A 13,367-nucleotide genomic window follows, 5' to 3' on the forward strand; every position below is an offset into this window, starting at 1 on the left:
TCTCCTGAAAAGTCGGCGCGGCGCGCGCAGGAGGATGTCCGCCGCGCGCCGCGCAAGGATGGATCAGGCCACGCGGTTCGCGGCCAGGTCCCAGCCGCCCGAGGTATTGCCGCCGGCGCCGCCCGTCACTTTTTGCTGCGTGTATTTCCACTTCACTTTCGAGAACTTGAAGCCGACGTGTTCACCGAGGATGTCGCCCTCTTCCACGTTCGGCGTGACGGCGCCGATCAGGACATTTTCGATTTCGATTTCAAAGTACTTGACGCGCTCGCCCTGGCCGTCGGCGCGCATGAATTCGAAGCGCGCCTTGGGGATGGTCTTGCCGGCCGAGCAGGTCTGCAGCAGCACCGGCGAGGCCAGGTCGGCCAGCTTGGAGATGACGATGTCCTTGTGCTCGCAGCGTTCCGCCGTGTGGCCGCCGCCCGTCGAAGCGGTGGCGGACTTCGGCTGCTCGACGCTCCAGCTGACCGATTTGCACTCGATCCAGTCCTTGTGCTTGTCATCGGTGGACTCGCCCTTGATGCCGTCTATCTGCAGATATACATCGATTGCCATGGTGTGCTCCTGTGGTTGAAGGATGGGTAAATCAGGAATTGGTCGACTTCGGCAACTCCGCGACCAGTCGGAGCGAAACGGATAATTCATCGAGCTGGAAGTGCGGCCGCAGGAACGACACGGCGCGGTACACGCCGGGCCGGCCCGGCACTTCATGCACCTGCACGGACGCCTCGCGCAGCGGGAACTGCGCCTTCTGTTCCTGGCTGGCGTTATCGTCGAGCAGCACGTACTGCATCAGCCAGCGGTTCAAAAAATCTTCCACGTTGGAGGCGGCGGCAAAGCTGCCGATCTTGTCGCGCATCATGGCCTTCATGTAATGTGCGATGCGCGAGACGGCGAAGATGTACTGCAGCTGCGACGACAGCACCGCGTTCGCGTTGGCCGCGTCGCTGTTGTACTTGCGGCTTTTCTGCGCCGACTGCGCGCCGAAAAACGCCGCATACGCCGTGTTCTTGCAGTGCACCAGCGAGATGAAGCCCAGGTCCGACAATTCCTTTTCGCGGCGGTCGGTGATCGCCACTTCGGCCGGGCATTTCAGGGCCACGTCGCCCTCGTCCGTCTTGAAGGTGTGGGTCGGCAGGTCGTCCACCAGGCCGCCGCCCTCCACGCCGCGGATGGCGGCGCACCAGCCGTAGTCGGCAAAGGCGCGCGTCAGCTTGCTGCCGAAGGCATACGCGGCGTTACACCACAGGTATTTGTGATGGTCGCTGCCGTCGACGTCCTCGACAAAATTGAAACCTTCGACCGTGGTGCCGTCGACGGGATTGAAGGGCAACCGGCCCAGGAAGCGGGGCAAGGTCAGGCCGACGTAGCGCGCATCCTCGGATTCACGGAAGGCTTTCCATTTCGCGTACTCGATGGTGTCGAACACCTTGGCCAGGTCGCGCGGCTTGCCCAGGTCGCCGTAGCTTTCCAGGCCAAACAGTTCCGGCGCGGCCGAAGCGATGAAGGGCGCGTGCGCGGCGGCGGCGATGTGCGACATCTGCTCGACGAAATACATGTCTTCCGGCTGGCGCGAGATGGCGAAGTCGCCTAGCAGCGCGGCGAATGGCGCGCCGCCGAAGGTGCCGAATTCCTCTTCATACACTTTCTTGAACATGCTGCTCTGGTCGAACTCCAGCGCGGCCTGGAAATCCTTCACCAGTTCGCGCTTGGTGGCGTTGAACATGCGGATCTGCAGGCGCGTGCCCGTATCGGAGTTGCCGACCAGGTAGCGCAGCCCCGTCCAGCTTTGTTCGAGCTGCTGGAACGGCGCCGCGTGCATGATTTCGCTGAGCTGGGCGGAGATCAAACGGTCGATTTCCGCCACGCGCCCGTCCAAGGTCGCCGACAGGCTGGTCGACATCAGCACCGTGCCGTCGAGCACCTGCGCCACCAGTTCCGAGATCAGATCGCGTGCGCGCGCATGTTCGGCGCCGGACTTGGCGACGCGGCTTTGCTCGACGATCTGATCGAGCAAGTCGGTGGTGGCCGGCGCGTCCGGCGTGGATACCGCAAGGGCTTCTGGGGCTTCTGCCTGGGCGCTCATCTCAATCCTCCTGCGCTGGGAACTGCGGTTTCAGGGTGGCCAGGCTGTCCGTGTTGTTCAGCACTTCCGTCAGCAAGTCTTCCAGCTTGTCGTTGCCGGCCAGCTTGTTGCGCAGGTCGGCCAGCTTGGTGCGCGCCTCAAGCAGCTTGCGCAAGGGATCGACCTGGCGCACCACCGATTCCGGGCGGAAGTCGTCCATCGAGCGGAAGTGCAGGTCGACGGCGAACGTGCCGCCCGCCTCGCTGAGGCGGTTCGGCACGGCGAAACGGGCCACCGGCTCCACGCCGGCCAGCACTTCGTCGAAGTTGTCGCGGTCGATGGCGACGAACTTGCGATCCTTCAGGCGCTTTTTTTCGCTGTCCGGATTGCCGCCGAAGTCGCCCAGCACGCCGACCACGAAGGGCAGCTCCTTGTTTTCAATCGCGTCGCCAATCTCGACGTCGTAGGTCATTTGCACGCGCGGCGCGCGTATCTTTTGCAGGCGTTTTTGCACGCTGTCGGACTTGGGCATGGCGCTTCCTTTGCAAGGGGATGGTGGGGATGCTCGCTTATTTCAGGCCGCTGAACGGGTCGGCCGCACTGGCTGGCGCTGCCGCGCCCTTCGCCGCCGGCGTGCCGACGCTGGAGCTGGCGCTGGCGGCGCGCTTGCCGGCCGCCGGCGGGCGCCTGGCCGGCGGCACCAGCACCTCTTCGCCGATGCTCGCGCGCAGCAGCTTGGCCAGGTCCTGCGCTTCCGAGCGCAGCGAGCCATTCAGATTGTTTTGCCGCGACAGGTCGGCCAGCGCCTTGCCGGACAGGCGCAAGCCGCTGACGGCGACGATGCTGTTGGCGACCTTGTCGTCCGGGTCGCGCTCCAGCGCTTCAAGCGCATGGCCGATGGCCTCGCCGTACTGGGCGCGGTCGAACTTCATCTGCGCCATTTGCAGCCACGGCGCCTTGTCGGCCGGGTAGCTGGCACCGCCACCCTTGAGCAGGGTCATGGCGCGCTCGTACTGGCCGGCGCGCGCGGCCGCATCGGCCTCGCTCATCACTTGCGCCAGGGTCGGCGCGGCAGGTTTTTTGGGTGCCGGCTGGTCCGGCGTGGCGCAGGCGGACAGCAGCAAGGCGCTGGCGAGGCAGGCAATACGGGGCAATATCGTGGCTGGCTTCATCGGGGCATTCCTTCACGTGGAGGACGCTACCGCTGGGAAAGATGGGCGGCGCCTTGGTGGAGGCCATTATTGATCGCCAATTTTTTTGCCAAATTGAGATTAATCAGCAAAGAAGAAGTTCCACATCACAGCCGCGTACAGCGACATGAAGCCTGATCTGGCGCAGTAATTATCTTGATCGCAGGCGGACTTTGTGCCAACGCAAGCAGGCCGCCCATGCATGCGCTTAAATGACTGCAACACTTTTATTTCCATCCTTCACCTTGCAAAGATCGCCCATGCCTCCTGACGCCCCGCTCCGCCGCCTGGTCCGCGCCACCGCGCCACTGCTGCTGGTGCTGCAGCCGCTGCTGCTGGCCGGCTGTGCGGGCGGCGCCATCGGCACCCTCGCCAACGCGGCGCTGCAGATGGCCGGCGTGGCCAAGCCGCCGCCGGAACTGCCCGACGCGCAAAAGCCGCCGCGCAACGTCAGCATCCGCCTGCATGCGGCGCAGCGCCTCAACACGGATGCGGACGGCCGGCCGCTGGCGCTGGTGGCGCGCATCTACAAGCTGCGCCAGAGCGCCGCCTTCGAACAGGCGCCCTACGACAGCTTTCTCGATACGCAGCGCGAAAAAGCCGCGCTGGGCGCCGACCTGATGGAAGTGAAGGAAGTGCTGCTGGTGCCGGGCCAGCACTACGAGGTACAGGAGAAAGTCAGCAAGGAAGCGTATTTCATCGGCGTCGTCGCCCTGTTCCGCGCGCCGGCGGCGCAGCGCTGGCGCGCCACCTTTGCCGCCGCCGACGCGGAGCGCGGCGGCATCACGGTCGGCCTGCACGCCTGCGCGCTGAGCGTCAGCGGCATGGCCGCGCTGTCGGCCCCGCGCTGCCAGTAGCACACACAAACACGCCACACATACAAGGAGAAACGAGATGGGCATGGCAGCGAAAGTCTTGTGGGGAGAGGGCCTGTTCCTGCGGCCGCAGCATTTCCAGCGCCAGGATCAATATCACGAAGCGCGCCTGCATCACACAGCCAGCGCGCTGCATCCCTACCTGTGGGGCGTGGCGCACATGGAATGGGATCTGGCGGCGCTGAAGACGGGCCGCTTGCGCCTGCACGCCCTGTCGGCGATCTTCCGCGATGGCGAAGTGTTCGAGGCGCTGGGCGACGGCGCACCGGGCAGCGATACCCTGCCCCCGCCGGTGGACCTGGAAGCGCTGCCGCCGGCGGTGCAGGAAGTGACGTATTACGCGGCGCTGCCCATCCTCAACCGCGAAGGCATGAATTACACTGCGCAGGCGTCAACGGCAGGTACGCCGGCGGCCACGCGCTTTGCGCACGCCATGCGCGCCACGCCCGACCTGTTCACGGAGTCCGCCGTGGCCGACGTGGATTACCTGAAGAAGACCGTGCGCCTGATTCCCGACAGCGAGGCGCGCGGCTCCTACGACTGCCTGCCGCTGATCGCCCTGCGGCGCACGGTGTCGGGCGGCTTCGAGCCCGTGCCCTCGTTCATGGCGCCCAGCCTGGCGATCGCCGGCGCGCCGCGCCTGCAGGGCGTGCTGGAACACCTGCTCGACGCGCTGCAGGCGAAAGTGAGCGCGCTGCACGGCCACCACCGCGAGCCGAGCCGCAACGTGATCGAGTTCCGCTCGGGCGACGTGTCGTCTTTCTGGCTGCTGCACACGGTCAGCACGGCCGCCGCCGCGCTGATGCACTATGTCCGCCATCCGGCCCTGCATCCGGAGCGCCTGTACGAAGCGCTGCTGGGCCTGGCTGGCGGCCTGCTCAGCTACTCCAAGCATTACACCCTGGCCAGCCTGCCCGCCTACGACCATGCGCAGCCAGGCGCCTGCTTCGACGCCATCGATGCGATCATCCGCGAACTGCTCGATACCGTCATCTCGTCGAAATACTTTTCCATCGCCCTGCTTGAAGACAAGCCGTCGTACTACCTGGGCAAGCTCGATTCGGGCAAGATCGACCAGCACACCACCCTGTACCTGGCCATTCGCGCCGCCATGCCCGCCATCGAGCTGGTCGACGTGGTGCCGCTGCGCGTGAAAGTGGGCGCGCCCGACGACGTGGAAAAATGCGTGCTCACGGCCATGCCCGGCCTGAAACTGTCGCATGCGCCGCAAGTGCCGGCCGCCATTCCCGTGCGCCCCGACACCTATTATTTTGCGATTGAAAACCGCGGCGTGCTGTATGAACAGATGCTCAAGGCGCAGTCGATTTCCGTCTACGTGCCGGCCGGCATACGCGACCTGCAGCTGGAACTGATCGCGGTGACGGCATGAGCCAGCTCATCGAACGGCGCGCGGCGCCCTCTCTGCTGGGACAACGCGGCTCCGCTCCCGCAGGCAGCGGCCGGCATGCGGGCAGCGCCCTGCTGGACCTGATGCACGAAGGCTTTTATATGCTGTTCATGCTGAAGCACGGCTCGGCGCCCGGCGACGAGCAAAGCTTCATGGACCGCATCACAACCTTCCTCGACGACTTCGAACGCGAAGCGAAAAAGATCCGCGCCGATGGCGACGATATCGAGGCGGCCAAGTATGCGTTCTGCGCGGCCGTCGATGAAATCATCCTGGCCTCGCCTTTCACGCTGCGCAAGCAGTGGGAGCGGCGCCCGCTGCAGTTGCTGATCTTTGGCGACCAGCTGGCCGGTGAACACTTTTTCGACCGTCTCGACGCCTTGCGCGGCAAGGGCGCCATGCGCGTGCAGGCGCTGCAGGTCTTCCACATGTGTTTATTGCTGGGATTCCAGGGTAAGTATGCGATCGACGGCGGCGAAAAACTCAGCTACCTGACGGCGCGCCTGGGCGACGAAATCGCCCACATCAAGGGCAAGAGCCGCGGCTTCGCGCCGCGCGCGGAACGCCCCGACCAGGTGGTCAACAAACGCGGCAGCGACGTGCCGCTGTGGGCCTTGTCGAGCTTTTTCGCCCTGCTGGCCATCTGCGCCTACCTGGGCCTGAAAACGCATCTGACGCGCGGCACGCAAACGACCCTGGCGGCCTACGCTGATCTGGTCAAACTCGCGCCACGGCCAGCGCACCTGACCATCACACTACCCTGATCACTGTGCGATCCTGAACTCGATGCGCCGGTTTCTCGCCCGGCCATCGGCCGTGGCGTTGCTGGCCACGGGACGGTCCGGTCCCTGGCCCGACACCAGCACCGAATCGGCCGCGACGCCCTTGCTGGCCAGGTAGGCGCGCACGGCTTCGGCGCGCGCCTGGCTCAGGGCCACATTGCTGGCGCGCAGGCCCGTGTCGTCCGTGTGGCCGATCACCTCCACCTTGCGGCCCCGCAGCCGGAGCATGGCGGCCGCCATCTCGTCGAGAATGGCCAGGCCGGCCGGCGTGATGGAAACCTTGCCGCTGTCGAATTCGATGATGCGTTTATCGAGCGCCGCATCGAGCAAGCCCTGCTCGGCCTCGGCCGCCCTGACCCGCAAGCCATTGTTGACGACATACGTGGGATTGAGGCTGGTGGCGATGTCGCTGGCGATCTGCTGGCGCTGCGCCTCGTTCGCCACTTCGCCGCGCACGCTGACGTTGTTGCCGTCAATGCTGATCTGCCCCCGTGAAATGAGCTTCAGGTTCGGCGCGATCAGCTTGTGCACGTAGCCGTTCCAGTTGGCCGGCACGGCCACGTTGCCGATGGCGATCTGGTCGACCACGCGCTCGGCGCCATACAGTTCGCGCAGACGGGCCAGCACGGCCGCCTTGCCCGCCTCGTCGGCCAGGGTGCCCGTGACGAGGATCTGCCCCGGCATCGGCGTCTGGGGCGCTTGCGCCTGGGAGTGGCAGGCAGTGGCCACAGCGAATAGCAACAGGAAAATGGGTGACTTCATCGCAATCCTTCAGACAAAGGTATCGGCAAACATGGCGCAGGCCGAGCGCAGCGACAGCTGCTCCTGCTGCAGGCAGGCGGAAAACCGGCGCAGCGCCGCCTCGTGTCCCAGCTGCTCCTCGACCCAGTCCAGCTGGTCGAAGACGATCAGCCGTTCGCTGCCGGCCTGCGGATCGATCAGCGCGCGCAAGCCATGCGGGTCGGCGCCGCAAAAGCCGATCACCAGCACGGGCGCCTCGTCGAGGTGGGAAAAGAACAGCGCCAGTTCGAAATCGGCCTGGCGCAGGAAAGGCGCAATCAAATGCAGCCAGAAGCTGGCCACCAGCTCGCGCAGCTGCGCGTCCTGCGGCAGCGGCAGCACCAGGCTTTTTTCCAGGCGCGGCAAGCCGCTCTGGCGCACCGGCTGCAGCAGCAGGCCCAGGCCCAGCAGCAATTCGCGCACCGTCACCGGGAAGGCGGGCGAAGCGAGCAGCGTTTGCAGGCCATGCACGGTCTGCGCCTGCAAAAAGGCGGCCAGCCGCGCCGCGTGATCCGGTGCGGCCGGTTCGACTTCGACCACGTTGCCGGCCAGCGCCAGCAAGGCCGGCCCCGGTTCGGCGCTGGCCACGATGCCGTGCGACAGCTGCTCCACGCGCTGCCACAGGGGCGCGAGCGCGAGCGGGCTGCAGGCGACAAAGACTTCGGCGTCATCGACTTCCAGCGCGCCCATGGCCATGAAGGGAAAGCGCCGCAGCGACTGGTCGTTGCTCGCTTCCAGGCGCCCGGCGATGGCGCGTCGGCTGCGCGTGCCGACAAAGGCAAAGCGCAGCGGCGGCAAGGCGTCGTAATTGAGCTTCCAGCGCGGTTCCACCGTCAGGGCCGTCATCACCTGCGCCAGCCAGTCGTCGAGCAGTTGCACCAGCGCGTGATTGTCGCAAGCCTTGATGAAATCGCCGCGCGCGGGGATCTTGCCAAAGTAACCGAGGCGCACCTGCTGTTGCGCGCGCATCATGGCGCCACTCCGGTCGCCGCAACTGCAGCGACGACTGGCACAGGCGCGCCCGGCATGCCGACGATGGTCTCGGGCAGCTGCATGCCGCGAAAACCCTGCTCCTGCAGCGCCGTGGCGGATCCCGCGCCCGAGGCTTCGGCGCTGCTGGTGATTTTCAGGTCGACCGCCACGGCCACCTCGCCGCGCGCCCAGCGCAGTTCGAACACGCCGCCCTCCTTGCGCTTTTTGCTCGCCGCGTCGATCATGCGCTTCAGGCCGAATTGCCCCGGCTCGTTGAACAGTTCCACCGTGCGCCCGTCGAAAGTGACGGCCGTGATGCGCGCGCCTTGCTGGCCCGCCGCGCCCTGCGGACCCGGATGCACCATGTTCGTCCACTGCGCCGGCGTGTTACGGTAGCGCAGCTGCTGGCCGTCGATCTCCACCGTGTATTCCAGGGTGCCGGGAGCGGGCGACGGCTGGATCTGGAAGATGGTTTGCGCCGCCGTCGAGGTGGCCGCCACGCCGCCCGCGCCCAGCGGCGCGATCCAGCCTGGAAAGCGCGCCACCACCTGCGGCGCCAGGCTGATGCCCATGTCGGCCCAGGTGCGCGGCGCCAGCACGTCGCCGCGCCGCACCACCAAGGGGCCCATCGACGTCGTGACGAATTTCGCCACCAGTCCTTCCGGGCCGAAGAACTGGCCGATTTCCAGGTTGCTCGCCTCGATGCGCGCCGTGGGCGCGAACGGATATTTGTTGGCAAGCGATTTCTGGAACGGTTCATACACCTGCGCCGCCCAGGTCTTGTTGATATCGAGTTCGGCCGGCGCGACGATGACGGCAAAGGTCTGCATCAGCGGGCGCACGAGGATGGGACGGATCGCCTGCTTTTGCGCGTCGCTCATCCCCGTGAGCACCTGCTCGTCGACCAGCTTCAGGGCGTCGGCCAGCTCGGAACCGCTGCCCTCCAGGGTCTGCTGCATGAACTGGCGCGCGCCCGGTCCTGCGTCGCCCTGGTTCTTCAACTGGTTCAAACGGCTGCGCAGTTTCGACAGCGCTTCCAGATAGGCGCGCATCAGCGAGGCATTGTTGTCCCTGGCCGCCACCAGCTTGCCCACGCCGGCAAATTCACGGCCCACGGGTCCCATGGGTTTATCCAGGCGGGCCGGGTCGAGCTGCGCATTGACGCCGGGATTGGCCGTCAGCTGCGACGGCGCGCGGCGCAGCACGGTTTCCTTGAACCAGGCGATGAGGCCCCGTTCCGCCTTGCGCAATTGGGCGTTCTGCAGCGCCGGATTGTCCCACGAGGTTTCCTCATAAATGGTCGTCAGCAGCTTGGCGATCGGCGACGACTGCGGGTCGCCCAGGCGGTTCATCGCCTGCACGGCGCCGTCAAAACCTTTCAGGTCGGCGACGGCGACGCCCTGCACGAATTTCTGCCACTCGCGCGCATAGTCGGCCTTGTACATGGCCACCAGGTTTTTCTCGATCTGCTCCGGACTGCCTTCCAGGGTCAGGTCGTCGGTCGAGGCGCTTTTCAGCACCCAGTCGGCGCTTTGCAGCTCGCGGTTGGCGGCGTCGCGAAACGCGCCCTCGACGAACTTTTCCCACGCCTGGCGCGTAAAGGCGCCCGAGACGGCGTAACTGCCCGCCAGCAGCGCCTGATCCTGCTCGCCGACGATGCGCGCCACCGTCATGCCGGGAAAACGCGTCGAGGCGCGCGCCTTGACGTCGGCATACACGCGCTCGCGCGCCGGCATGCCGCGCACCACGCGGCGCAGGTTCTCGCGCGCCTGGTCGACCAGCGCCAGCTTCTGCTCGATGCGCGGCCAGGACGGGTCGCCGATCTGCGCCAGATAAAACGTCAGCAGCCGTTCGGCGCTGCGTATCATCTGTTCGCGCGGCATGGCGCCCCGGTTGCCCTCCAGCCAGGCGCGCCAGAAACGCGTCAGCTGGTCGTTCAGGTGGCTGCTTTCCGCATGCGATTTATCGGCCAGCATCAGATAGGTTTTCAGCGCGTTGTAGGCGTCTTCCACATTCGTCGCGCTGGCCGCCTGGTACTGGACATTGCGTGGCGCAGAGGATGCGGCGGCCGGCGTCTGCGGCGTGCGCGCCGTGGGCTGCAGCTGGTCGGCGCTGGCGTTCATCTCGAACAGCAAGGCTTCCAGCGCGCCCGCCACGGGGGTCAGCATGACCTGGCGCGCGCCGGCGAAATATTCCTCGCGCAGCTTGCGTTCAAGCAGCTCTCCCTGGTACAGGCCCAGGCGCAATGACCACGGCCGCCGCGTACGGTACGCTTCCAGCTGTTCGATGCGGTCCTGCAATATTTCAAGCGCTTCCAGGCGCGACTGCAAGTCCAGGCGCCGCTCCTGCAGCTTCACCACTTTATTTAAGTCGGCCTCGACGTTGGCAACCAGTTGCCGGTTGCCCAGGTAGGACCAGCTCCAGCCGCCCAGGCAGGCGCCCAGCGACACGGTGGCGGCAAAGAACACGGCATATTTGAAGCGCAGCCTGGCGCGGTTGGCATAGTTGGCCACCAGATGCTTGTCGGCAAAAATCACCTTGCGGAACAGCTCCAGCAGGAAATAGCCATGCTGGCGCGCGCCCGTGGGCAGCACGGCCGGGGCCGGCGCGAAAGCCAGGTCGAAACGGCGCGCCACCTGCTGCGAGGAGGCGCTGACGGGCTCGCCTTCCTGCAGCGCGCTGGTAAAGTAAAAGCCGCGGAACACGGGTTGGAACTGGAACGGGTTTTCCTCGAACAGGGTGGCAATAAAAGCGCGCAGGGCCGGCTTGATGGCGGCAAACTCGAGCGGAAAGGTGAACACGCCGGGCGCCATCGTCTTGCGTTGCCGGTGCGCCATATTGGCCAGGCTCAGCTCCGTCAAGCCATCGTGCAATTCATCGAAACTCTGGTCGAAAAACGCCAGCAAATCGGCCGTCGGCAGCTTGCGCTGGTAGGGCATGGTGGCGCCCCAGACGCGCTCACGCTCGCTGCGTTCGGCATCGGCGAAAAACTCCGTGAAGCCGGCGATCAGATCCGCCTTGGTAAACACGATGTACAGGGGCGCGAACACTTCCAGGCGCTCGATGACGTCTTGCACGCGCTTGCGCAGGCTGCGCGCCAGTTGCATGCCGACATCAGGATCGCCGCCCAATTCGGCTATGCTGACGGCGATGAGGATGCCGTTGACGGGCGCCTTGCGCCGGTATTTTTTCAGCAGGTCGAGAAAGCCGAACCACTCGCCGCGGTGCTCGTCGACGACGCAATAGCGTCCTGCCGTGTCGAGCACGATGCCGTCCGTGGTGAAAAACCAGTCGCAGTTGCGCGTGCCGCCCACGCCTTGCACGACCTTGCCGTCGGCGAAAGGGAATTGCAGGCCCGAATGCAGGATGGCGCTGCTCTTGCCGGCGGCCGGATTGCCGATGATCATGTACCACGGCAGTTCGTACAGGGCGGCGGCGCCCGACTTGAGGCCCAGCTTGGATGTCTTGATGGTCTCGATGGCGGCCAGCATGCCCGTGCGCACGGCGCCAAGTTCGCCCTGCTGGGTGCTGCTGGCAGTGGACGCCGAGGCCGCTTGCGCGGCGGCGATCTCGGCCTCGTTGAGGATGGCCTGGCCCAGCGCCTGCGCATCGCGCCGCGCGCGGCGCCGGCGCCACAGCCACAGGCCCAGCCAGGTAAGAAATGCCAGCAGCAGCAAGGCCAGCGCCCAGATCAGCGCCACTTCCAGCACCTCGGCGCCCAAGTACAGGGACACGGCCAGCGCCACGAACCCAAGGATGGTCAGATTGCGGCTGTCGGTAAGGAAATGCCAGATTCTTCGCAGCATGATGAGCCCAGGGTGAGGTCGCAAAGCAGGAGGAACGCCGCCGCGCAGCGAGGCGGAGTCGGCCCATGCTGACAGCAATGCGGCGCGCCTTTGTTGACATATGACAAGTACCAGGCGCCAGTGCGCGGCAGGCGCCGGTGTGCCCTTGACGCTGCGCAAGCAAGCTTGCAGCGGTGAAAATCTAGCCGCCGCGCGGCGCTAGAATGGCTGGCGCGGCTTACTTGCCCAGCACGCGCGGTTGCGGCAATTCCGTGTGGCCAAAATCCATCATGGTCCAGCGTCCGCCCCAGCGCAGGCCCACCGATTCGGCCGTCACGCCATATAAACGGTAACCGCGCATGGCCCAGGCATTTTTTTCAGAAATGATGAGCTTTCCTTCATGCATGAATGCGCAATCGGCCGCCAGGCCATACTGGTGATAGCTTTGAAACGCCTTCGCGTTCGTCACGTTCGGGCCGGCCGCCGCCAGTTGATCCTGGCGCGCGGGGCTGCGATAGCCTTCCAGCAAGACCATGTCATAACCATGCACGTCTTTCATGATCTTGAAGACCAGCAGCAAACGCTGCGCGAAATCGTGGTCGAGCAATTGCCAGTTGCGGCTGGCGCCGCCCAACAGCGGACGCAGCTGCGTGACTTCCGCCGTGGAAAACAGCAGCGGCGGCAGGGTTGGCGGCGGCACCAGCTGCTCGCCTTTCAGCAGGACGCTGACCTGGTCGTTGATGACGTGTTGCTGATCGGCATAGCCGCGCAGGGCGATGCGGTCGCTGGACAGCCAGGCCAGCAGCGGCGGCACGATCACCAGCACGCTGCCTGCCAGGCTCAGCCAGCGGTGCCGCCACAGCAGCTGCCAGGCGCGCGCCATGCCCGAGCCCGTATGCCGCTGCACCCGCTGCCACTGCGCGCCGCTGCCACCCTTCAGGTGCTGCGCGCGCCGCTGCATGCGCCAGCCCAGGTTGACGAGCGTGTGCAGCACGGTGGCGCGGCCGCCGGGAAACAACAGCAGCCAGCAGGCAAAACAGGCGAGCAGGAAATACATCAGGACCAGGGCGACGAACATGGGGCGCTCCGTGACGGAAATCGGCGGGACCGGGCAATCCATTGCTCGGTGGTATCGCTAGATCGTAGGCGTGCGCGGCCCGCATGAGCGCGGTTTACATCAAGGTCAGTCGAATTTGATCCACTACGGAGGTGATATTTTGTCTTTACTGAAAACCGGGGATGGCCAGGCGCGCGGTCCCGACCTGTTGAGCAAGGCCGGCGCGGCTGGCGCGCGCATCGAAGGCAAGGGCATCCTGTCGCAGCTCGAACACGGCGTCGCCGCGCCTGCGGCCATGCCGGCGCTGCGCTGGCGCCCCGCCTGGCGGCACTGGGCCGCTGGCGCGCTGTGCCTGACGGTGCTGATCACGGCCGTGCTCGCCTACGATACGGACGTCATCCTCCTGCCGCCCGCACCCGCCACGGCCATGGTTCCGCCCATCATGCCAGCGCC

General features: G+C 65.8%; 12 protein-coding genes. 4 read left to right on the top strand and 8 right to left on the bottom strand.

Features of this window, described 5'->3' with window-relative positions; translation table 11 throughout:
- Positions 1-63: 63 nt before the first annotated feature.
- The 4 genes from HWE17_RS08170 to HWE17_RS08185 are packed head-to-tail and all read right to left on the bottom strand — an operon-like array spanning position 64 to position 3,237.
- On the bottom strand, positions 64-555 hold the full coding sequence (locus HWE17_RS08170) for a type VI secretion system tube protein Hcp (protein WP_034750126.1): 492 nt from the start codon (positions 553-555) through the stop codon (positions 64-66).
- A 31-nt stretch (positions 556-586) separates the two neighbouring features.
- A complete protein-coding gene (tssC, locus tag HWE17_RS08175; protein ID WP_176388416.1) occupies positions 587-2,086 on the bottom strand; it encodes a type VI secretion system contractile sheath large subunit in 1,500 nt (499 codons plus the stop codon).
- 1 nt (position 2,087) lies between these two features.
- A complete protein-coding gene (tssB, locus tag HWE17_RS08180; protein WP_035820626.1) occupies positions 2,088-2,597 on the bottom strand; it encodes a type VI secretion system contractile sheath small subunit in 510 nt (169 codons plus the stop codon).
- Between the two features lie 37 nt (positions 2,598-2,634).
- A complete protein-coding gene (locus HWE17_RS08185) occupies positions 2,635-3,237 on the bottom strand; it encodes a hypothetical protein (RefSeq protein WP_176388417.1) in 603 nt (200 codons plus the stop codon).
- A gap of 278 nt (positions 3,238-3,515) precedes the next feature.
- On the opposite strand from HWE17_RS08185, the gene tssJ reads away from it, so the two are divergent.
- The 3 genes from tssJ to icmH are packed head-to-tail and all read left to right on the top strand — an operon-like array spanning position 3,516 to position 6,302.
- Positions 3,516-4,112 carry a type VI secretion system lipoprotein TssJ gene (gene tssJ, locus HWE17_RS08190; RefSeq protein ID WP_176388418.1) on the top strand — a complete coding sequence of 199 codons (597 nt, stop codon included), beginning with the start codon at positions 3,516-3,518 and terminating at the stop codon, positions 4,110-4,112.
- A 37-nt stretch (positions 4,113-4,149) separates the two neighbouring features.
- Positions 4,150-5,520 (top strand): type VI secretion system baseplate subunit TssK, encoded by a 1,371-nt coding sequence (gene tssK, locus HWE17_RS08195; RefSeq protein WP_176388419.1) that lies wholly within the window; start codon positions 4,150-4,152, stop codon positions 5,518-5,520.
- Positions 5,517-6,302 carry a type IVB secretion system protein IcmH/DotU gene (gene icmH, locus HWE17_RS08200; protein ID WP_035820633.1) on the top strand — a complete coding sequence of 262 codons (786 nt, stop codon included), beginning with the start codon at positions 5,517-5,519 and terminating at the stop codon, positions 6,300-6,302. The genes tssK and icmH overlap by 4 nt, the downstream gene beginning before the upstream one ends.
- Here the strand turns inward: icmH and HWE17_RS08205 are convergent, their stop codons facing one another.
- The 4 genes from HWE17_RS08205 to HWE17_RS08220 form a co-directional block, all read right to left on the bottom strand.
- Positions 6,303-7,082: an OmpA family protein gene (locus HWE17_RS08205; RefSeq protein WP_176388420.1), complete on the bottom strand. Its 780-nt coding sequence runs from the start codon at positions 7,080-7,082 to the stop codon at positions 6,303-6,305.
- Positions 7,083-7,091: 9 nt separating this feature from the next.
- Positions 7,092-8,072 (bottom strand): type VI secretion system-associated protein TagF, encoded by a 981-nt coding sequence (tagF, locus tag HWE17_RS08210; RefSeq protein WP_176388421.1) that lies wholly within the window; start codon positions 8,070-8,072, stop codon positions 7,092-7,094.
- Entirely contained in the window at positions 8,069-11,878 is a 3,810-nt protein-coding gene (gene tssM / locus HWE17_RS08215; RefSeq protein WP_176388422.1) for a type VI secretion system membrane subunit TssM, read from the bottom strand. Before tssM ends, tagF begins: the two co-directional genes overlap by 4 nt.
- 217 nt (positions 11,879-12,095) lie before the next feature.
- Positions 12,096-12,935, bottom strand: a complete 840-nt coding sequence (locus HWE17_RS08220) for a M15 family metallopeptidase (protein ID WP_099400341.1) — start codon at positions 12,933-12,935, stop codon at positions 12,096-12,098.
- A 139-nt stretch (positions 12,936-13,074) separates the two neighbouring features.
- On the opposite strand from HWE17_RS08220, the gene HWE17_RS08225 reads away from it, so the two are divergent.
- Positions 13,075-13,367 (top strand): hypothetical protein (locus tag HWE17_RS08225; protein WP_176388423.1); only part of this gene is annotated, 293 nt, incomplete at its 3' end.

Origin of the sequence: Janthinobacterium sp. BJB401 (assembly GCF_013372745.1) — a bacterium.
GTDB lineage: Bacteria > Pseudomonadota > Gammaproteobacteria > Burkholderiales > Burkholderiaceae_D > Janthinobacterium > Janthinobacterium rivuli.

What these genes read in the sequence shown, in the direction of transcription:
- HWE17_RS08170 (WP_034750126.1), bottom strand. Translation starts at nt 555, where the DNA reads ATGGCAATCGATGTATATCTGCAGATAGACGGCATCAAGGGCGAGTCC.
- tssC (WP_176388416.1), bottom strand. Translation starts at nt 2,086, where the DNA reads ATGAGCGCCCAGGCAGAAGCCCCAGAAGCCCTTGCGGTATCCACGCCG.
- tssB (WP_035820626.1), bottom strand. Translation starts at nt 2,597, where the DNA reads ATGCCCAAGTCCGACAGCGTGCAAAAACGCCTGCAAAAGATACGCGCG.
- HWE17_RS08185 (WP_176388417.1), bottom strand. Translation starts at nt 3,237, where the DNA reads ATGAAGCCAGCCACGATATTGCCCCGTATTGCCTGCCTCGCCAGCGCC.
- tssJ (WP_176388418.1), top strand. Translation starts at nt 3,516, where the DNA reads ATGCCTCCTGACGCCCCGCTCCGCCGCCTGGTCCGCGCCACCGCGCCA.
- tssK (WP_176388419.1), top strand. Translation starts at nt 4,150, where the DNA reads ATGGGCATGGCAGCGAAAGTCTTGTGGGGAGAGGGCCTGTTCCTGCGG.
- icmH (WP_035820633.1), top strand. Translation starts at nt 5,517, where the DNA reads ATGAGCCAGCTCATCGAACGGCGCGCGGCGCCCTCTCTGCTGGGACAA.
- HWE17_RS08205 (WP_176388420.1), bottom strand. Translation starts at nt 7,082, where the DNA reads ATGAAGTCACCCATTTTCCTGTTGCTATTCGCTGTGGCCACTGCCTGC.
- tagF (WP_176388421.1), bottom strand. Translation starts at nt 8,072, where the DNA reads ATGATGCGCGCGCAACAGCAGGTGCGCCTCGGTTACTTTGGCAAGATC.
- tssM (WP_176388422.1), bottom strand. Translation starts at nt 11,878, where the DNA reads ATGCTGCGAAGAATCTGGCATTTCCTTACCGACAGCCGCAATCTGACC.
- HWE17_RS08220 (WP_099400341.1), bottom strand. Translation starts at nt 12,935, where the DNA reads ATGTTCGTCGCCCTGGTCCTGATGTATTTCCTGCTCGCCTGTTTTGCC.